At 39.4% G+C, this 19,953-nt stretch carries 14 protein-coding genes; 10 read left to right on the plus strand and 4 right to left on the minus strand.

What is annotated here, in order from left to right; translation table 11 throughout:
- Window positions 1–96: 96 nt before the first annotated feature.
- The 3 genes from E6H07_06505 (at window position 97) to E6H07_06515 (ending at window position 3,996) form a co-directional block, all read left to right on the plus strand.
- Window positions 97–1,476, plus strand: coding sequence for a peptidylprolyl isomerase (locus E6H07_06505; protein ID TMI65560.1), 1,380 nt, complete (start codon window positions 97–99; stop codon window positions 1,474–1,476).
- A 120-nt stretch (window positions 1,477–1,596) separates the two neighbouring features.
- Window positions 1,597–3,444 carry an amidophosphoribosyltransferase gene (locus E6H07_06510; GenBank protein ID TMI65561.1) on the plus strand — a complete coding sequence of 616 codons (1,848 nt, stop codon included), beginning with the start codon at window positions 1,597–1,599 and terminating at the stop codon, window positions 3,442–3,444.
- A 57-nt stretch (window positions 3,445–3,501) separates the two neighbouring features.
- The gene (locus tag E6H07_06515) at window positions 3,502–3,996 is read left to right on the plus strand and encodes a histidine phosphatase family protein (protein TMI65562.1); all 495 of its coding nucleotides are present in this window, start codon (window positions 3,502–3,504) and stop codon (window positions 3,994–3,996) included.
- A gap of 17 nt (window positions 3,997–4,013) precedes the next feature.
- On the opposite strand, the gene E6H07_06520 is transcribed toward E6H07_06515, so the two are convergent.
- Window positions 4,014–5,120, minus strand: a complete 1,107-nt coding sequence (locus E6H07_06520; GenBank protein TMI65563.1) for a glycosyl transferase family 28 — start codon at window positions 5,118–5,120, stop codon at window positions 4,014–4,016.
- A gap of 223 nt (window positions 5,121–5,343) precedes the next feature.
- Between E6H07_06520 and E6H07_06525 the strand changes: the two genes are divergently transcribed.
- On the plus strand, window positions 5,344–5,586 hold the full coding sequence (locus E6H07_06525) for a hypothetical protein (GenBank protein TMI65564.1): 243 nt from the start codon (window positions 5,344–5,346) through the stop codon (window positions 5,584–5,586).
- Here the strand turns inward: E6H07_06525 and E6H07_06530 are convergent.
- The gene (locus E6H07_06530; GenBank protein ID TMI66484.1) at window positions 5,583–6,839 is read right to left on the minus strand and encodes an aminotransferase class I/II-fold pyridoxal phosphate-dependent enzyme; all 1,257 of its coding nucleotides are present in this window, start codon (window positions 6,837–6,839) and stop codon (window positions 5,583–5,585) included. The two genes, E6H07_06525 and E6H07_06530, sit on opposite strands and share 4 nt — an antisense overlap.
- A 175-nt stretch (window positions 6,840–7,014) precedes the next feature.
- Between E6H07_06530 and E6H07_06535 the strand changes: the two genes are divergently transcribed.
- Both E6H07_06535 and E6H07_06540 read left to right on the plus strand, forming a co-directional pair.
- Complete coding sequence (locus tag E6H07_06535; protein ID TMI65565.1) at window positions 7,015–9,441, plus strand: hypothetical protein; 2,427 nt, start codon at window positions 7,015–7,017, stop codon at window positions 9,439–9,441.
- A gap of 133 nt (window positions 9,442–9,574) precedes the next feature.
- Window positions 9,575–11,953, plus strand: coding sequence for a hypothetical protein (locus E6H07_06540; GenBank protein TMI65566.1), 2,379 nt, complete (start codon window positions 9,575–9,577; stop codon window positions 11,951–11,953).
- Window positions 11,954–11,997: 44 nt separating this feature from the next.
- Here E6H07_06540 and E6H07_06545 read toward each other — a convergent pair whose 3' ends face one another.
- Both E6H07_06545 and msrB read right to left on the minus strand, forming a co-directional pair.
- Window positions 11,998–15,279 carry a hypothetical protein gene (locus tag E6H07_06545; protein TMI65567.1) on the minus strand — a complete coding sequence of 1,094 codons (3,282 nt, stop codon included), beginning with the start codon at window positions 15,277–15,279 and terminating at the stop codon, window positions 11,998–12,000.
- 139 nt (window positions 15,280–15,418) lie between these two features.
- Window positions 15,419–15,997 carry a peptide-methionine (R)-S-oxide reductase MsrB gene (gene msrB / locus E6H07_06550; protein ID TMI65568.1) on the minus strand — a complete coding sequence of 193 codons (579 nt, stop codon included), beginning with the start codon at window positions 15,995–15,997 and terminating at the stop codon, window positions 15,419–15,421.
- Between the two features lie 192 nt (window positions 15,998–16,189).
- On the opposite strand from msrB, the gene E6H07_06555 reads away from it, so the two are divergent.
- The 4 genes from E6H07_06555 to E6H07_06570 all read left to right on the plus strand — a co-directional run bounded on the left by E6H07_06555 (window position 16,190) and on the right by E6H07_06570 (window position 19,950).
- Window positions 16,190–16,768, plus strand: coding sequence for an adenylate kinase (locus tag E6H07_06555; GenBank protein ID TMI65569.1), 579 nt, complete (start codon window positions 16,190–16,192; stop codon window positions 16,766–16,768).
- A 103-nt stretch (window positions 16,769–16,871) separates the two neighbouring features.
- A complete protein-coding gene (locus E6H07_06560) occupies window positions 16,872–17,339 on the plus strand; it encodes a DUF1569 domain-containing protein (GenBank protein TMI65570.1) in 468 nt (155 codons plus the stop codon).
- 83 nt (window positions 17,340–17,422) lie between these two features.
- Window positions 17,423–19,495: a phenylacetic acid degradation bifunctional protein PaaZ gene (paaZ, locus tag E6H07_06565; GenBank protein TMI65571.1), complete on the plus strand. Its 2,073-nt coding sequence runs from the start codon at window positions 17,423–17,425 to the stop codon at window positions 19,493–19,495.
- Between the two features lie 50 nt (window positions 19,496–19,545).
- The gene (locus E6H07_06570; protein TMI65572.1) at window positions 19,546–19,950 is read left to right on the plus strand and encodes a GxxExxY protein; all 405 of its coding nucleotides are present in this window, start codon (window positions 19,546–19,548) and stop codon (window positions 19,948–19,950) included.
- Window positions 19,951–19,953 lie beyond the last annotated feature (3 nt).

Raw genomic sequence — 19,953 nt, forward strand, 5'->3', positions numbered from 1 at the left:
GAACTACCGACTATTAACTCCCAACTCAAATCAAACTTTTGTTAAATACACTGTCGCCTACTCGATTGCTGAAATAGTGAATTTATTTTTGAATTTATGCGAATGCTGAAAAATATCCTGGCTGCTATTATTTGCTTTTTATTTATTGCAACTATAGCAAATGCGCAACCGCAAAAAGTGGTGGCAGATAAAGTAGTAGCTGTTGTAGGCGATAGGCCTATTTTATATTCAGATATTATGAATTCCATCCTGGATGCAAAACGTCAGGGACAGGAAGTGCCGGAAGATGCAGAGTGTATGTTGCTGGAACAGGCACTGATCTCAAAAGTGTTGATGTTGCAGGCGGAAAAAGATTCATTGCCGGTAACTGACGAAGAAGTAGAAGCAGAACTGGAACAGCGTATCCGTTATTTCGTTGGGCAGGTAGGAACTATTGAAGCATTGGAAGAAATGGCTGGTAAAACGGTTTACCAGATAAAAGACGATGCAAGAGAAAGTGTAAAAGAAAGAAAACTGGCTGACGCCATGCAGAAGAAAATTGTTGAGAATGTAAAGATCACTCCAAGTGAAGTACGGGCCTTTTTTGATAAGATCCCCAAAGACAGTTTACCATTTTTTGAATCAGAGTTAGAGGTTGGGCAGATCATTGCATGGCCAAAGCCATCCCGTGACCTCGAAAGATATATCATTGATGAATTGAATAACTATCGCCGGCAGATATTGAATAAGTCGGCAAGCTTTGACCAGATGGCGAAGCGTTTTTCAGAAGACCCGGGAACAAAAGACAGGGGCGGCATCTTTCAATTGAACCTGAAAGACAAAAATGTTGACCCGGTATTTTTATCTACCACTTTTCGTTTGAAAGTGGACTCTATATCACCACCGGTAAAATCCAAATTTGGTTTCCATATAATTCAACTGGTAGAGCGCAATGGTGATGATGCAGTAGTAAGGCATATACTTCGGTTTGTACCTATAACTAACGAAGAAATTGCACAAGCAAAAGCAAAACTGGATACCGTTCGCAGCAAGATCATAAGCAAAAACGTAGAATTTAGTGAAGCGGCTTTGAGATACAGCGATGCGGAAGATATAAAGTTCAATGGTGCGTATTTCAAAAGTGGTGATGGCTCTACTTATGTTACCATCGACCAGCTGGATAAAGAGATCATAGCGCTGCTACGTACCATGAAGCCCGGCGACCTTTCAAAGTCGATGGAGTTTACAGAGGAAGGAAGTAATAAGAAAGGTGTACGTGTTATTTATTTCAAAAGCCGCACCGAGCCCCACCGTTTGAACATGAAGGATGATTATAGCCGCATTTCTCAATCAGCACTCGAACAAAAAAAGCAGGAAGTTTTGCAGAAATGGTTTAAAAAGAATTTGCCGGCTTATAATATTGTTGTGGATGAAGACAACCGTTCGGCCTGCCCCAATCTTGAAAGAATATTGAGTAAGGATATGAAAGGATTTTAATAAGAAATATTTAAAAACTTTAATGTGAACCCGACGATCCTGTCGGGTTTTTTATTGGGACTAATTATTACCGATAACGACAATTATATTTCATGATGCTACCCTACCTTTGCGCCTTCCATGAGTGACCCGATAAAACACGAATGCGGTCTTGCATTCATCCGTCTGAGAAAAAACTTCCCGTATTACCAAAAGAAATATGGTACCGTGATGTGGGGGCTAAACAAGCTGTACCTGCTGATGGAAAAACAACACAACCGCGGACAAGACGGCGCCGGAATAGCTTCAGTAAAACTAAATGTTGAACCGGGATATCCTTTTATGAACCGCATGCGCAGCAATGCCAACCAGGCAATTGCAGATATTTTTCAGCGGGTGGGTAAAGAGGTAGAAGAACTGCAGGAATATCATCCCGATATTAAAAGCCATCCCGGTTTGATGAAAGGCCATGTAAATTTTTTAGGAGAGCTTTTACTTGGTCACCTGCGTTATGGTACACAGGGAAAAAATAAAGTAGAATATTGTCATCCGTTCATCAATCGTGATACAATTCCTGCACGCAATCTTGCACTGGCAGGTAATTTCAATCTTGTAAATACTGACGAGTTGTTTACACTTGTTGGCAAAGAGCCGGGCGAAACAATGCGATTCAGTGATCTGGCTGCTATGATCGAGATGATGCATGTGTACCTGTGCAAAGAAGATGAAGCATCACCGGGTAAAGTGGATATAAAAAAAGTATTGAAAAAAACAGTACCAAAATTCGATGGTGGCTTTCATGTAGCTGGTATGACGGGTAGTGGTATCGGTTTTGTTTTTCGTGATGCACATGGTATTCGTCCTTCTTATTATTATATTAATGATGAAGTAGTTGTTGCTGCAAGTGAGAGAGCTGCTATCCGTACATCTTTTAATGTAGGCGAAAATGAAGTAAAGGAACTGATGCCGGGGCAGGCATTGATAGTAGATGAAAATGGAGAAATAGTAATAGAACAAATACTGGAACCCAAAGAAAGAAAGGCCTGCAGTTTTGAACGCATTTATTTCAGCCGGGGTAGCGATGAAAAAATTTACAAGGAAAGAAAAGCATTAGGATATAACCTGAGTGAGCCGGTGTTGAATGCAATTGAGCATGATTTAAAAAACACTATTTTTTCTTTTATACCTAATACTGCCGAAACTGCTTTTTACGGAATGGTAAAAGGAATGGAAGCGTACTTGAATAAAGTAAAGATCGAACGAATACTAAGCTGGGGCAAAGATTATGATGCAGAGAAATTGAGTGAGATGATCAATCGGCGAATCCGCATTGAGAAGATCGCTATTAAGGATGTGAAGATGCGGACCTTTATTACCGAAGATGCAAGTCGCAATGAAATGGTGCAACACGTTTATGATATAACGTATGGTACTGTGCGACCAGGTATTGATACATTAGTCGTGATTGATGATTCGATTGTAAGAGGAACAACATTGAGAGAAAGTATCATACGTATGCTGTCGCGACTTCAACCGAAAAAGATCATTGTAGTTTCTTCATCACCACAGATACGTTACCCGGATTGTTACGGAATTGATATGAGCAAGATGGGAGAATTCATTGCTTTTAATGCAGCGGTAGAACTGGCGAAAGAAAAAGGAAAGATGGAATGCATGAAAGAGCTGCATGAAAAATGTAAAGAGCTGCTGCGCACAAATCAACTGCATACAGAAAACGTGGTGCAACATTTTTATAAATTATTTACTGCGGATGAAATATCTAAGAAGATCGCTGAATTGATCACTCCTTCGGATCTGAATATCCCGGTTGAAGTTATTTTTCAAAACATTGAAGGCCTGCACAAAGCTTGCCCCAATAATCTTGGCGACTGGTATTTTACCGGCGACTATCCTACACCCGGCGGTAATAAAGTAGTGAACCGTGCCTTTATGAATTACATGGAAGGAAAAAAAGTGAGGGGATATTAGAAATTTGGAATTGGTTAATTAGGAAATTGAACGAACTTTCAATTTCAAAATTCTTCAATGAAATCTCTTTTACTTGTTCGTCATGCAAAAAGCGACTGGGAAAACTTGGAGCTTGATGATTTCGAAAGACCGCTGAACGATAGAGGCAAACGTGATGCTCCTGCAATGGCCCATCGTCTTCTTGATAAAAAAGTAAAACCCGATGCGTTTATCGCAAGCCCGGCAAAACGTGCAGCAAAAACAGCCAAGATCTTTGCTGAAGAAATGAAGGTTAAAAAAGAGGGAATCATTTTTAAACCTGAACTCTATCTCGCCGGACCAGAAGTTTTTTATACGGTGATAGAAAATGCTGATGATTCATTTGAAACGATAGCGGTTTTTTCACATAACGAGGGCATTACTCATTTTGCCAATATGCTTACCAATGCAAGAGTGGATAATATTCCTACTTGTGGTGTATTTGCAATCAGAATAAATGCAAATAGCTGGAAAGATTTCAGAAAGGCTGCAAAGGAATTCTGGTTTTTTGATTATCCTAAAAATTCGGCTTAGTAGATTGATCTTTGTCTCTAGTTTTTTACTAAACTTTTTACGGCCTGCTTTAGCAGGGCATCATCATACTGTTGCAGTGGCTGGTATGAAAAGGTTTCTGCTTTTGCAATTGCATCTATCAATGAAAAATCATTTTGATCAATACAAAGTGCAAGGTTCTTCGTAGAAAGATTTTTTGCAAGATACAATTGCTCTGTTTGGCCCGGTGTGGGAATAAGAATTGATTTTTTCTGCAACCGTGCAAGATCCATAATAGTACTGTAACCACTTCTGCTAATGACAAATTCAGCTTTTCCCATCTCGCGGTTAAGACCTTCTGCATTTAAGTAATTAAAGAATTTAATATTTTCTTTTGATGGAATAGAGTTTACTTCTCCCGGAAGACCTCTTACTACTGTGGCAGTATAAGGATAGCTGAGAATATCTTTTAATATTATTTTTTCCAAAATGGTACGTTGTGGTTCCGGACCAGAAAGAACAATAAGAATATGCTTTTTTATTTCAGGGATTGATTGAGACTTAAATCTTGATAGCATGCCAATATATTGCACCTGTGTTTTCGGCATTTTTTCCGGATGCGATAGTTCACCGGCCAGGCTATTTTTGTTTTCAATATCCGGAACCCAGCATTGATCAAACTTGTTTATATACCTGTAATGGAATGAACGTAAAATAATATCTGCCAGTTTCCCAAGTCCTGATTTGATCTCAAGTTGATGTGTGATAAAGATTGAAAATGTTTTTTTACTGTAAAACCCAAAACGATTATCAGAGATAATCGCATCAAAATCATAGACAGGGATCTTCGTTTTCAACCAATGGTTTTCATAGCGGATCATGTTCAGTAGTTTTGGTAGTTGTTTTAACATACCCCAAAAAAGACCCGTTCCTGATCTTGAGTATTTAATATTGTAGCCCGGTATTTCAAGTATCGTTAATTGGGGAAATTCATCTGCAAGCAATCGATTAGTATTGCCATCGCATGCCAGCCATACATCAAAATCGAGTCTAAGCAGTTCACGGATTATAGGAATACACCGGGTGGCGTGGCCAAGCCCCCAGTCGAGCGGCGATATTAAAATGCGTGGTTTACGCATCTGTTTGTGCAGATTTTCAGCATGCATAGGAAATTTGTGGCTTTTTTGACGACCGGAATACTAAAATAAGCCGAAAATAGTTTTAATTTAGAACTCAGAAATTATGAAAACAACTCCATATAAAGCATTGTTTGCAGTATTATTACTTACAATGATAATAGCATCATCATGTAGTAAAAATTATTATGCCGGCGGCCGCAAAGGAAATAGTTGCGGATGCCCGTCAAACCCCAGGTAGAGCCTATTGGTTATGAAACGGACCAACCACGAAATACTGATACTTGCAAAAAGCCATTACACCAATGAATCGGCTATTGAAAAAGAAATGGGATGGCTTGATAATTTGCTTACGATGATCGAATCACCCCGAAGTTTCTGCACAGCATATGAACTGGTAAACAGGAACAGTATTACACAAAATAGTCGCAAGATTCTCAAAGCAATAAAATACCTGGAGTTGAAACCGTTCAGGTTCCTGATCGGGAAGAATTAATTTATTTTCTTTAGAGCTTCTCTTAGTTTACCAATCATTTCACCAATCTCTTCTTTTTTACAAGTGCCAACACTTAATCGATACCACGGATTATTCCGGCTGGTTCCAAATGCATAAAAAGGAACGATTGCAAGTTTTGCTTCGTTAAGAACATAAGCTGTTACATCAGACTGTGTTTCTAATATTTTACCATCTGCTGTTTTTCTTCCGGCCAGGTCAATTTTTATAGTGAGATAAATTGCTGCTTCAGGGGCAATGGCATCAACGGGTAATCCTTCATTTTTCAACTTACTAAAGCCTTCAAATATTTTACGTAGTCTTTCTTCAATTTCTTTTTTAAAATGTACAAGGTATTGTTGGATATCATCTCGTTTTGAAAGATAACCCGCTACTGCTTTTTGTTCAGCCATTGGCGCCCATGCACCTACATGGGTAAGTATGGCTTTCATTTTTGCAATTACCTTTTGTGGTCCCATACTCCATCCCACCCGTACACCTGTAGCAGCAAACACTTTACTGATGGCATCAATGAAAATTGTGTAGTCACGCATCGCAGGTCTGAGTGAAACAGGATTGTAATGTTTGATATCACCATAAGTAAGATGCCAGTACATCTGGTCATACATTACATAGAGTTTTTTTTCACTATCACCCCGTCTTGTATTTTCTTCAAGCACTAAATCGCAAATTGCTTCCAGCTCCTCTTTGCGGAAAGTTGTACCAGTTGGGTTTTGAGGTGAGCATAACGAAATAAGAGTTGCGTCTTTTATAAAAGGTCTTATTTCATCTGCTGTAGGCATAAAATTATTTTCTGCTTTTGCATCGATCACTACATGCTGGCCTTCTACAAAATGAGTGTAATGATTATTGTTCCAGGAAGGTGTCGCATAAATGATCTTATCACCTTTATCACAAACGGCTCTAAAGGTGGCATAGATCAATGGACGGCCCCCGGATGCTACCAATATTTCGTTGAGGCCGTAATCAAGCCCTTCTGTGTCTTTTATAAAAGAGATAATACCTTCTCTTAGATCAAGGTTTCCTTCTGCCGCCGGGTAATTGGTAAAATGTTTTCGATAAGCATCTACAATTGCATCTTCCAGTTCTTTAGGTATGGGAAAGATGGAGGGATCAAAATCACCTACAGTAAAATTGAAAATTCGTTCACCCTGCCTGATTTTTTCTCTTATTTCGCCGCCAAGTTTTACTATTTCAGAGCCGATCAGTGTTTCGGAAAGTTGTGAGAGCTTCATTTGCTGCAATAATCGTTGTTTAAAAATATCAGCGGCAAATGTAAGCGGATTGCAGCAAAACAGTCCGGTTTGAGGTCTATAATTCATATTGACCGGCGGTAGGTTTTCTTTAGCTAATTTGACCTATTTTTCCGCCCCGATTGGGAATGCTTTGATTTATTCGAAAACAACTAACATGAAACAGTCTGCTTTATTCCTCGCTACTATTTTTTTAACTATTTCAATATTTGCACAGGACCCGATAAAAGTGCTTAACCGACACCGCGATAGTATACCCACCGAACAATTGTATATGCACTTTGATAAGCAGGCATATGTGGCAGGAGAAACGGCCTGGTTCAAAGCTTATGTGCGGACGGCAGGAACCGATGGTCTTGTAAGTACTAATTTTTTTGCAGAACTCCTGAATGAGAAAGGCGAAGTACTGCAGTCGAAAAAATTACCTGTTATAGTCGATGGCAGCATCAACGGGCAATTTGATATACCGACTACAGCTCCGCAAGGAATTTATATGGTTAGGGCCTGGACAAACTATACTCGTTTTTTTGACCCTACTTATTTATTTAAAAAAGCAGTGCCTGTTTTTAATCCCTCTACTACTGCTGCTTCGGCAGATGCGGGTGCAGGTTATATTTTTGAATGGTTTCCTGAAGGTGGCAGGCTTTTAAATGGTGTAAGTAATGTACTTGCTTACCGCTGTACAGATAAAAAAATGCAACCAGCTTTAGTAAGCGGTAACCTGCTAAGTTCCAAAGGCGAAGATCTCGGATCGTTTTCTACTAATAAATATGGTTTAGGTTATTTCAGTTTTCCACCGGTAAAAGGAGAAAAATATTTTGCTGAATTATTATTTCCTGACCGCACAAAACAAAAAATTGAATTACCTGCCGGAATAGATAATGGCATAGCACTGAATGTAGCAGATCATGAAGAAGGAAAAGTGTTTACTCTGCTTAGTTCGCCCAGTGATCCTGCTGCTCCTAAAGAAGTGTTGCTACTGGCCGTAATGAATAACTTAATTGTATTAAAAGCGAATGTAGAATTAAAAGAAAATGAAGCACAGGGTTTAGTAAGTACAGCAAATCTTAGTGAGGGCATTTTAAGATTGTATGCATTTGATAAATCAAATAATCTGTTGGCTCAAAGAGCCTGTTATGTGACGCTAGAAAGCAGTCATGTGCCGGTTGAGTTTAAAGCCCTCCAAAAAAGCAGCGGACCAAAAACACTAAATGAGTGGAGTTTTGTTTTACCAGCAAATACGAAAGGAAACTTTTCAATTGCTGTTACCGATGCTGACAAAGAGATCCTTTCTGTAAATGAAGAAAACATTTTTACATCCTTATTGACACAGCCGGGAAAAAAACAATTCGGAAATATGCAGGTGAAAGATGAAGAAGTAAGAGACTTGATAATGCTCACCAGCAGCTGGGTAAATGATGATTGGGCCTTTTTTGCAAAAACAAAAGCCCCCAGGTTAGTTGATGAACTGCACCTGCCATTCAAAGGAAAAATATTTCAAGAAGGAAACAACAAGCTGCTTACCGGTGGACAGTTGGATATTTTAGTAAGAACAAAAGACTCAACCGATCATACTTATACCGTGCCTGTAATGGATGATGGAAGTTTTAAACTCTATGAACTGGCTTTTCAAGATACAGCTCGTATTTATTACCGCTGGGCAGGCAGTAAAGAAGAACGCCCTACAAATTCTGAAATTGAATTTGACAGGGATAACAGTGATTATTCAGCGTTGTTGAAAAATTTTTCCGTACAGCAATGGGTTGCTTCCAAAAAGAATTTGCTCAATACACCATCTGCATCAATAGCTGCTCAATTGATCGCTGATTTAAAAACAACCGAAGGGTTGGCAAGTCGCATTACACAAAAAGAAAAAGAAGAACCACAAAAGAAAAATCCGGTAGGTGGAACAAAAGACGTAAATAATAGATATGCAACAGGTGCTTTCAGCGGCATGTCCAGTGCCCGTGTACTCGACCTTGTTACCGAACCGCCGTCAAATATCCAGGGAAACATTTTTGATTATATCGTTGGTAAAATGAGTGGCTTTACAATTGAAAAAGCTGCTGGCAATTATGCTATTTACAGCAGCCGCAGCACATCCACCCGTGAAGCATTGAGCGGAAACAGCAGGGGTCTTGTACCCGGTAAAGTTTACCTGGATGAACAAGAGACCAGCATGGATATGATTTCCCGTATAACGCTTGACCAGATCGCATTGGTAAAATATTTTGCACCGGGCTCTATTACGTTGCCGGGTATTGGCTTGTCTTGTGTACTGTGTGTTTATACCCGCAAGCCTGAAGACTTAAATAACTCAAAAAAGAAATATACTAACAGCTTAATATTCCCGGGTTATGTTTCGGGTAAAATATTTACAGCCCCAGACTATAGCATTGATGATAAAAAAAGAAAGGATACCCGCAGTACGATTTACTGGAACCCGGATGTAAAAGCAAACTCAGAGACCGGTGAGATACGTATAAAATTTTATAGCAATGATACAGGTAAACGCTTTCATGTGGTATTCGAAGGTGTTACTACCGACGGGCGGCTTGTAAGCTTTGATAAGGTCATCGAATAATCTTTACAATTTATTTGACATCTTAAATTTTCCTTTACAGGGAAAGTAATCTAATTTAGTTACGTCTCATTACGGGTTCAGGTACTGAAGCAGCAAGCAAATTTACCCATATCATTACTAATAAGTATTACTTATGAAAAAGCCTGTTTTGCTTTTCTGCTTTCTCCTTATTGGTTTTTATTCATACACCCAATCTGCACAGGAAGATGACAAAGCTGTATCAGAAAGGATTTTTATTCATACAGATAAATCAACTTGTATAGCTGGTGATACCATCTGGTATAAAGCTTATTTGTTCGATGGCCATGTGCCCGGTTCATTCAGCACCAATCTTTTTGTGGAACTAATAGATGAAAAAGGGATTGTCCTCTTCACACATAAGCTTCCGGTATTTGAAGGAATGGCTTACGGTAATTTTGAAGTAGGTGATTCATTACAGCATGGCTATTATTTTCTGCGGGCCTACACACCTCAATTATTGCAATCAGGAAAGCAAATTTTACCATCAAAACTGATCGCAGTATTAAACCCTTCTTTTATTCCCGAAAAATATACGACTAACCCCATTACATCTTATAATGTTCAGTTTTATCCTGAAAGCGGTCAGCTTGTTTCAGGTTTAACTAATACTGTTGCGTTTACATTAATAACTCCGACTGCGCAACTTAGCAATGCTGCATTGTTGGTGTCTAATTCAAAAAATGATACGGTAGTGTTTGCCGCCAATAACATAAATGGAACAGGAAGTTTTAGTTTTGTGCCATCAATAAATGAAAAGTATAAAGCAGAATTAGTTTTACAGGGAAATGAAAAGAAAGAATTCAATTTGCCGGCTATTCAAAGCAGTGGCGTATTATTAAGCGTAGCGGATAATTCAAAAGGAAAGATCTATCTCGTTCAGAAGACATCTGATCTGTTTAAAAACAATGAAGCTATGTTAACAGGTGTGATGTTTGATAAAATTGTTTTTCGGCAGCCATTAAAATTTGATAACAATGAATCAAACGGGATCATTCCGCTGACAAAACTACCACCTGGCATTTTACATCTTTCAGTAACTGATGCAGACGAAAAAGCATATGCCATGCGCCATGTAGTAATATATAAACCCGATATGCAGGCAGAACTTATTTTTAAAAAGGATACGATCAATCTTTCATCTAAAGCTAAAAATGTAATTACTGTCGGCTTGCCTGATTCAACAGAAGGCAATTTTTCAGTAGCTGTAACAGTTGTAGATAATATAGATGCTGTAAACGGGAATAACAGCATTATTAATTCAGTTTTGATAAATGCTGAATCTTCATCCCCCGAATTGGATTTACGAGGCATACAAGCAAACCCCGAAGAAAAATCAGCGAATGATCTTGTTGCTATTACAGGAAACTGGATTCAACCCATAGTTAAGAAAGCTACAGAGGCTCCTTTGCAGGATAATTATATCACTCACTCTGGAAGAGTATTTAAATATGGCAGCAAAAAACTGGTAACAAAGGGAAATCTCGTAGTGATGATGCGTACAAAGGATTCCTCAAGTTCATTTATTAAACTACCGGTAAGCAACGATGGTCGGTTTGTTATGGATGGATTGGTGTATGATGATACGGCACGGTTTCATTTTCAACCGGATGATAAGAAGACTGGTAAAGTAGAAGTGACACTGGATAAAGTAGTAGAATTAAAAGTTCCGGCGTTTACGGCACCGTCACTTGCATCATCGTTAACAGAGAGACTGTCGTTTACAAAACCTGAGATCAAAAAGGAAATTGCGGCTGTAAAAACTTATATCGAAAAAACAAAAGAAGAATACAAGCTGCTGGAGAATGTAACGGTACGTGCGGTAAGAAAAAAACCGGCCGAAATGGTGAATAGAAAATATGCAAGCGGGCTGTTTAATTCTATGGGTAATGTTAGGCTTTTTGATTTTGTAAACGAACCACCGCAAGGCGGGGCACAGAATATATTTCAATACCTGCAGGGAAGAGTCCCCGGCCTGAGAATCGACTGGCGTGGCGGTTCAAATTACTCTCTTACTACATCAAGGGCCATGTCACTGACAGGAGGTCCGATACCAGTGCAGGTTTACCTGAATGAAGTAGAAGTAGATGTTCAGGCTTTACTTTCTGTTTCTATAAAAGATATTGCACTGGTAAAATATTTTCCGGCAGGTACCAATGCGATGTTTGGTTTTGGAGTTGCAGGAAGACTCGCTATATGGACAAAACAACCAGATGATTACAGCGTTGCTGAACTCGGACATGATAATTTCTTTCTCGCCCCGGGTTATACAGCATCGCAGCAATTCACACAACCGGATTATTCTAATGGAGTTTTTACAAAGGAAGATAAACGTAAAACAGTTTACTGGAACCCTAATATAAATATCACATCCGAAGAAAGAGAAGTAAAGATCCGGTTCTTTAACTCTGATAATGCAAAAAAATTAAGAGTAGTTATCCAGGGCTTTACCTACGATGGGCGGTTTATTGATTTTGAAAAGATCATTGAATAAAAAAACGGGACTTTGTAAGTCCCGTTTTTTTATTAAGCAACCGTTTATTCAATCGGCTTATAATCCTTAAACAAATTCACTTTCGTTCCTTCTACCTGCTGGCGATAATCTTTCCATTTGCCACTGTAGAAAGCATTGATCTTATCTACTGCTTCCTTTATCGATTTTTCAGCATTCTCCACTAATTTTTCAGGTTGCGCACCCGGAGCCACCATTTTACTTCCTATCGATTGCGTTGCAGTTTGCATCTGTGTCATTACAGTTATTTCAAACGGGTTTCTTGACAGACCTTGTTTATCAGAAGTCTTACCGCTAATTAACTCACGAATAGCTTTTATTTCGTCCTGCATCTTTGTGGTTGACTTTCTTAATGAATCAGCGTCTTTTCCTTCTACACCCCGTAGCTGAGCCTGCATTTTAGTAAGTAACTCTTCGCTCTCAGTTAACTGATCCATTCCAGCAGTTAACTTATCAGCACTCTTTCTTAAGCGATCATACATTTTACGCTGAGCAATTTTTATATCATTACGATTGCCCAATCTCGGATCATCTTTTATAACTATAAATGTTGAATCGGATACTCTTGAATAGGTCATTACTAATTTATATGTGCCGGGCAATACAGTAAAGCCTCCCGGTTCTTGTGCCCCCGGTGCAGGTTTTGGTGAACCGGGCTGACGAAATCCCTTTTCTTCCATTCCCCAGTAGTTTCTGTTGAAACCAGTATCAACACCCCAACGTAATGTTCTTATCAGTTCATTACTGGAGTTATAAATTCTCACCATTGCACTATCACCTCTTCTGCCCCCTCCACCACCTTGTCCGAATCCGCCCCCACCAAAACCACCGCCGCCGCGGCCTCCACTACCACCTCCTCCGCCTCCACCTTGTGGAGCTGCAGCAGGTTGTACTGGTGCTGCTGCCGGTTGTTGCCTGTTTGCAGTATCTGCACCTTTTGGTTTGTTGATAAAGAATGAAACTTCGGCACCTCGTCTCCTGTTTTCTGCATCATATAAACCTAGTACACTCCACTCATAGCCGTTCGCCGCTTTGTATTGTGCCTGGTATGCTTCCGGCGCTGCAAAAACAGTAATGGGAGATGTGAATGCTTTGCCACTATTTGCTGCGGCTTTTCTTAATGGACGAATATCATCCAGCACCCATAATGCACGGCCGAATGTTGCAATCACCAAATCAGCTTCACGTTCTTGTATTGCAAAATCATAAGTGGATACAGATGGATAACCATTTTTAAATTGTTGAAAAGAAGTTCCATTATCAAAACTTATCCATAATCCATTTTCTGTACCAACAAAAATTAAATTCGGCTCAACAACATCTTGCTGTACACAGAGTGCATATCCTTTCACTTTATTTTCATCTACTAATCTTGTCCATGTTTTTCCATAATCTGTTGTGCGAAAAATATAAGGTTTCATATCTCCGCGACGATAATCATTGGCAACAACAAATGCTTCGCCTGCATTATGTACCGATGCTTTTATCTGGGGTATCCAGCAATCTGCAGGTAAGCCCGGGATTTTTCCGCGGAAACTTGTCCATGTTTTTCCACCATCTCTTGTCAGTTGCACATTACCATCATCTGTACCTGCCCATAATAATCCTTGTTCTTTCCTGGATGGCTCCAATGTAAGAATAGTACAATGTGTTTCTGCACCGGTTACGTCCATTGTTAATCCACCCGTATTTTTAAAAGCAGCAATTTTTATTGAATCATTTGTAGTAAGATCAGGTGAAATGATCTCCCAATTCACGCCTTTATCAGGGCTCTTATGTACAAACTGGCTACCGAAGTAAATTGTTTTTTTATCAAACGGGTCTTGTGCTAAGGCAGAGTTCCAGTTAAAACGCAATATCAAATTAGGATCTAATGATGGAGGACGAACAAACCAGCTTTCACCTGTTTTCCAGTTTCTTCTTCCAACACTACCACCCTGGCTCTGACTATATACCCAGCTTGCATCTTCTGCATCGGGCATAGCATCGAATCCATCACCTCCGCCAACATTATTCCAATAATAATTTTTTATGCCGCCATTGATCCATGTATAAGCAGGGCCATGCCAGGTTCCATTATCCTGCATACCACCCATTACATTGTAAGGAATTTCATTGTCAACATTTATATGATAAAATTGGCCCGCAGGAATTTTATCATCAAAGGTCCAGTTTTTACCACGGTCATGTGTAATACCAATTCCACCATCATTTCCTTCGATCATAAAATTAGGATCCTTCGGACTGATCCACCATGCGTGATGATCGGGGTGAATGCCGGCATAAGGTAAGAAATCGTTGAATGTTTTTCCTCCGTCTTCACTCATTTCAACACGGTCATGAATATTGTAAATACGATTTTCGTTTTTAGTATCAACTCTTATATCCTGGAAATAAAAAGGACGATTAGTTACCCATCTCGCATCATTCGTTACCAACTCCCATTTCATGCCGCCGTCATCGCTTTTATAAAAACCATTTTTTGTCGCTTCCACCATTGCATACACACGGCGTGGATCATTGGTGGCAAATGCCAATCCAATTCTTCCGAAATTACCATCTGGTAATCCATCGTCCTTGCCCAGCTTTTTCCATTTTTTGCCTCCATCAATTGTGATATATAAACCGCTGCCGGGTCCACCACTTTTAAAATCCCAAGGTGTTCTGCGGTGTTGCCACATAGAAGCAATGATCCGGTTAGGGTTTGAAGGGTCCATTACCATATCGGCACAACCAGAACTATCCGTTGTATATAAAACCTTTGTCCATGTATCACCACCATCAGTTGTTTTAAAAACACCACGTTCAGGATGTGCTGCAAAAGGATTACCGATTGCTGCTACATATACTGTATTTGAATTAGCAGGATCGATAATAATGCGATGAATATTTTTTGTTTTCTCAAGGCCCATGCATTTCCATGTTTTGCCGGCATCCAGACTTTTGTAGATACCCTCACCAAGATTAAGAGAGTTGCGAGGGTTTCCTTCACCCGTTCCTACCCAAACAATATTCGGATTAGATTGCTGAACCGCTACAGAGCCTATATTCTGAGTAGGTTGTTCATCAAACACAGCCGCCCATGAATTACCACTGTTCTCGGTTTTCCATACGCCACCGGAAGCTGAGCCCAGGTAAATAATATTAGGATTATCCTCAACTACGTCAACAGATGTGATGCGTCCGCTCATACCGGCCGGGCCAATATTACGGGGTTTAAGATTTTTAAATTGTTCTAAAGAAACTTTTTGTGCGGTAACACTGATGCAAACGAATATAGTTGCGATCATCAACAGGAATCTTCTCATAATTAAATTTGTTTGGGAGGCTAAACTTAAGGATAAGATGGCGAGCGGAAAAAACTTTTTACAGATGGCTGTAAATGCGGGAAATAAAAAAACTCCTTCTATTGGGAAGGAGTTTTTTATCAGAGATAATCATCAGATCTTATTGAGGATTTTCCTTTTCATTATACTTTTTCTCCGCCTCTTTTGCTTTTTCAAAATCCAGTACTACGCCATTGATACAATAACGCAAACCCGTTGGCGGAGGGCCATCATCAAACACATGGCCTAAATGTGCTTTGCAGCGGCCGCATTGTGTTTCTGTTCTCGTCATGCCATATGTGTTATCCGGCGTATAAATAATACTTCCTTTGGAAATAGGTTCATAAAAACTTGGCCAGCCGCAACCGCTGTCAAATTTGGTATCGCTTTTAAATAAAGGATTACCGCAGGCAGCACAATAGTAAGTGCCTGTATCACTAAAGTTTTCAAACTTACTTGTCCAGGCTCTTTCTGTACCTTTTAACCGGGCAATAGAATAAACATCTTTTGGCAGCACTTTTTTCCATTCATCTTCACTCATATTCACTTTTGATGTATCAGTTCTTGAATAGGCAGGGTTTTTCTTTTCATTATTTTCCATAGTCGTTGTTTTTTTATTTTCTTTTGATGAATTCTGCGAGTAGCTGCACTGCTGAAACAGGCCAGCCATGAGAATTATTACCAGGTTCCACTTTTTCATGTTCATTTATTTGATTAAACAAATTTACGTAATCATTGGTTGGCTGGTTTGCGGGGCTGCTGACAGGGCTAAAGCCTTAACAATCCTTTACAAACCCCCTTTTGGGGCTTTATTTTGGCAATCAGGGCTCTATTCTGAGAATTTTAAAAGCCGGTTATTATATTTGTCATTCACCCAAGGTTAGTAAGTTAAATGTTCAATCTTATTTTATTCGGCCCGCCTGGCAGCGGGAAGGGAACACAGTCTGAGCGGCTGGTGGAGAAATATAAACTGGTGCATCTTTCAACCGGTAACTTATTGCGCAGCGAAATAACTGAAAAGACACCGCTGGGGATGGAAGCAAAACATTTTATTGATAAAGGCCAACTGGTTCCAGACGAAGTGGTGATCGGTATGGTGGATTCTTTTTTTGATAAACATGCAGAAGCCATTGGTTTTTTGTTTGATGGATTTCCCCGTACAAAAGCACAGGCAGAAGCATTGGATAAATTGTTATCATTAAAAAAAACAGAAATATCTTCCGTGCTTTTGCTGGAAGTAAACGAAGAGGAGCTAATAAAACGTTTATTAAACCGCGGCAAAACTTCGGGTCGTAGCGATGATACAGATGAGACTGTGATCCGTAAACGATTTGATGTTTACAAGAAGGAAACCAGCCCGGTTGCAGAGCATTATAAAAAAGCAGGGAAATTTAAAATATTAGAAGGCGAAGGCTCGGTGGATGATATATTTGACCGCTTATCAGCAACTATCGATAAAAAAATGAAATAAAAGTTACATTCATAAAGTTCGTCCCGTCCCGATAGCTATCGGGACGGGACTTTTTGTTTAAAAGAATGCGAAAGTCGTAATCTTGCAAATCCAAAACACACTAATGAGCCTGGAAAAAGAGAATTTTCTTCGGACTAAATTTATTTCCCTGCTTCAAAGACTGGAAGCAAATACACCGGCCCGTTGGGGTAAAATGAATTTGCAACAGATGATTGAGCATTTTACAGATGTAACAATGGTTGCAAGTGGCAAAATACAATTGCCTATAGCAACACCTGCCGATAAACTCCCGAAATTTCGTGAATTCATGCTCAGCGAAAAACAGTTCAAAGAAAACACCAAAAGCCCCGTATTGCCACCTGAGCCGTTGCCTTTAAAAAAGCATACTAAGGAAGCTGCCATTGGAAAATTACAGGAAGAGCTGATCTATTTTTTTGAGGCTTTCGAAAATGAGCCAACCAAAAAAACAATACATCCCGCATTTGGTGAATTGAATTTTGAAGAGAATATCCAGATCATGCACAAGCATGCCCTTCACCACCTGCGCCAGTTTGGAATAGAAGTATTATAACTTGCCGGTATATTTTATACAGGAGCTTTCATTATTGAAAGCTCTTTTTATTTTCGGTTACCTTTATAAAAATTTGCTTGCTGATGCTCAAACTTGAAAACTATATTGCGGGGAAATGGATAACGGGAGATGGAGACGGCCAACTATTATTCAATGCTGTTACTGGTGAACCGGTGGGTGCTGCTACGTCAAAGGGACTTGACTTTAAATCAATGACTGATTATGCAAGGACAGTTGGCAATCCTGCTTTGCGCAAAATGACATTTCACCAGCGGGGCAATATGCTTAAAGCATTGGCATTGCATTTAAGAAATCACCTGGATAAATTTTATAAGATCAGTTACCTGACCGGGGCAACCAAAGCAGATAGCTGGGTGGATATAGAAGGCGGCATTGGAAACTTATTTGCCAATGCTTCGCTGCGTCGGAAATTCCCTGATGAAGTTTTTTGTATTGATGGCGATAGTCATAACCTCAGTAAGAACAACACTTTTATGGGAACGCATATTCTTGTTCCTAAAGAAGGCGTGGCTATTCATATCAATGCATTTAATTTTCCTGTTTGGGGAATGCTGGAAAAGATTGCAGTGAACTTATTAGCGGGAATGCCGGCGATCGTAAAACCAGCAACCATCACTTCTTTTTTGACGGAAGCAGTAGTAAAAGAAATTATCGCTTCAAAAATTTTACCAGAAGGTTCGCTTCAATTGATCTGTGGCAGTGCAGGTGATTTATTAAATCATGTAACATCACAGGATGTAATAACATTTACCGGCAGTGCGTCAACAGGATTAATGCTAAAATCGAACCCTGTAATATTAAAAGAGAATGTTCCTTTTAATATGGAAGCCGATTCGTTAAACTGTATTGTACTCGGTGAAGATGTAACACCGGATAAACCGGAGTGGGATATTTTTATAAAAGAGATAAGAAAGGAGATGACACTCAAAGCTGGTCAGCGCTGTACAGGAGTACGCCGCATATTTGTGCCGGAAAATAAATTGGATGAAATGCGGAAAGCTATCAGCACTTCGTTAGCACAAACTGTAATTGGTAATCCGCTGAATGAAAAAGTAAGGATGGGAAGTTTGGCAGGAGAAAGTCAGAGAGAAGAGGTTAGGATGCAGGTTCAGAAACTACTTGCATCTTCTCAAATTATACATGGCAGCCTTGATAGTGTGGAAGTAATAGATGCAGATTCTATCAAAGGGGCATTTATGTCGCCGGTGTTATTGATGAATAAAAACCCTTTTGCAGCAAAAGAAGTACATGAGATTGAAGCCTTCGGCCCCGTGAGCACATTGATGCCGTATAAAAATTTAGATGAGGCAATTACTTTGAGTAAAATGGGTAAAGGAAGTTTAGTTACAACGATTGTAACAGCAGATTATGCTATTGCAAAAAAATATGTGATTGAAACTGCCACACATCATGGAAGAATACTGGTGCTGAATAATGAATGTGCCAAAGAGAACACAGGTCATGGTTCGCCGCTGCCATTGCTTGTACATGGCGGGCCGGGTCGTGCAGGGGGCGGTGAAGAAATGGGTGGTTTGAGAGGGGTAAAACATTATTTGCAAAGAACAGCATTGCAGGGTTCGCCAACGACTATTACTGCCATCACTAACGTTTACCAGCAAAACGCTAAAGGGAGAGATCCGGGTAAGCATCCTTTCAAAAAATATTTTGAAGAGCTACAGGTCGGCGATCAGATCATTACTGAGAAAAGAATAATTACATCAGAAGATATTGACCGGTTTGCTGATCTGAGTGGTGACCATTTTTATGCCCATATAAAAACAACAGATTTTACCGGAACTATGTTTGAGCAGCAGGTAGCACATGGTTATTTTATCATGAGCATTGCAGCAGGGTTATTTGTTGACAGTTATGAAAAGAACCCCGTACTGCTGAATTATGGTATTGATGAGTTACGTTTTACAAAACCAGTTTATCCGGGTGCTGAAATTCATATCCGTTTCACCTGCAAAGAAAAATTACCCAATGATAAACGGGTGATAGAAAAACCGGAAGATCTTAAAAGAGGCGATGATATTGATAAAGGAATTGTAAAATGGTTGGTTGAATTCTTAGATGAAACAAATGAAGTGACCGGTGTAGCGACGATATTGACGATGGTACAAAGAAAAGACTAAGAGGATAAAAGAGAAAAGGAGAAAAAGCACTGGTTGTTTTTATTGACTAAATCTATGCTTACGTGGATATAAATAAACTCACTGGAATAGTGGTCGATTTGTGTGTAAAGATTCATTCCAGAATTGGTCCGGGTTGTTTTGAAAGAGTTTATGAAGAGATTTTGTATCATGAACTCATCAAACTTGGAATTTATACTGAAAGACAAATCCTTCTGCCAATAGAATATGATGAAATAATTGTAAAGGATGCTTATAAGCTCGATTTATTTTTAGAAAAGAAACTCGTACTTGAGCTAAAGTCGATTCATCCATTGCCGCCTGTTTATTTTAAACAATTAAGAACACAGTTGTCTCTTTTAAATTTAAAGCATGGTATGCTTATCAATTTTAAGGTTGATTTAATGAAAGATGGAATTCATCGTGTGTTTAATAACTTTGGACAGGAATCTTTTTGACTC

This window comes from Bacteroidota bacterium, assembly GCA_005882315.1.
GTDB lineage: Bacteria > Bacteroidota > Bacteroidia > Chitinophagales > Chitinophagaceae > VBAR01.

Bases quoted from the DNA above. Each gene is read 5' to 3' on its own strand.
- E6H07_06505 (TMI65560.1), top strand. From the start codon at position 97: ATGCGAATGCTGAAAAATATCCTGGCTGCTATTATTTGCTTTTTATTT.
- E6H07_06510 (TMI65561.1), top strand. From the start codon at position 1,597: ATGAGTGACCCGATAAAACACGAATGCGGTCTTGCATTCATCCGTCTG.
- E6H07_06515 (TMI65562.1), top strand. From the start codon at position 3,502: ATGAAATCTCTTTTACTTGTTCGTCATGCAAAAAGCGACTGGGAAAAC.
- E6H07_06520 (TMI65563.1), bottom strand. From the start codon at position 5,120: ATGCATGCTGAAAATCTGCACAAACAGATGCGTAAACCACGCATTTTA.
- E6H07_06525 (TMI65564.1), top strand. From the start codon at position 5,344: ATGAAACGGACCAACCACGAAATACTGATACTTGCAAAAAGCCATTAC.
- E6H07_06530 (TMI66484.1), bottom strand. From the start codon at position 6,839: ATGAAGCTCTCACAACTTTCCGAAACACTGATCGGCTCTGAAATAGTA.
- E6H07_06535 (TMI65565.1), top strand. From the start codon at position 7,015: ATGAAACAGTCTGCTTTATTCCTCGCTACTATTTTTTTAACTATTTCA.
- E6H07_06540 (TMI65566.1), top strand. From the start codon at position 9,575: ATGAAAAAGCCTGTTTTGCTTTTCTGCTTTCTCCTTATTGGTTTTTAT.
- E6H07_06545 (TMI65567.1), bottom strand. From the start codon at position 15,279: ATGAGAAGATTCCTGTTGATGATCGCAACTATATTCGTTTGCATCAGT.
- msrB (TMI65568.1), bottom strand. From the start codon at position 15,997: ATGAAAAAGTGGAACCTGGTAATAATTCTCATGGCTGGCCTGTTTCAG.
- E6H07_06555 (TMI65569.1), top strand. From the start codon at position 16,190: ATGTTCAATCTTATTTTATTCGGCCCGCCTGGCAGCGGGAAGGGAACA.
- E6H07_06560 (TMI65570.1), top strand. From the start codon at position 16,872: ATGAGCCTGGAAAAAGAGAATTTTCTTCGGACTAAATTTATTTCCCTG.
- paaZ (TMI65571.1), top strand. From the start codon at position 17,423: ATGCTCAAACTTGAAAACTATATTGCGGGGAAATGGATAACGGGAGAT.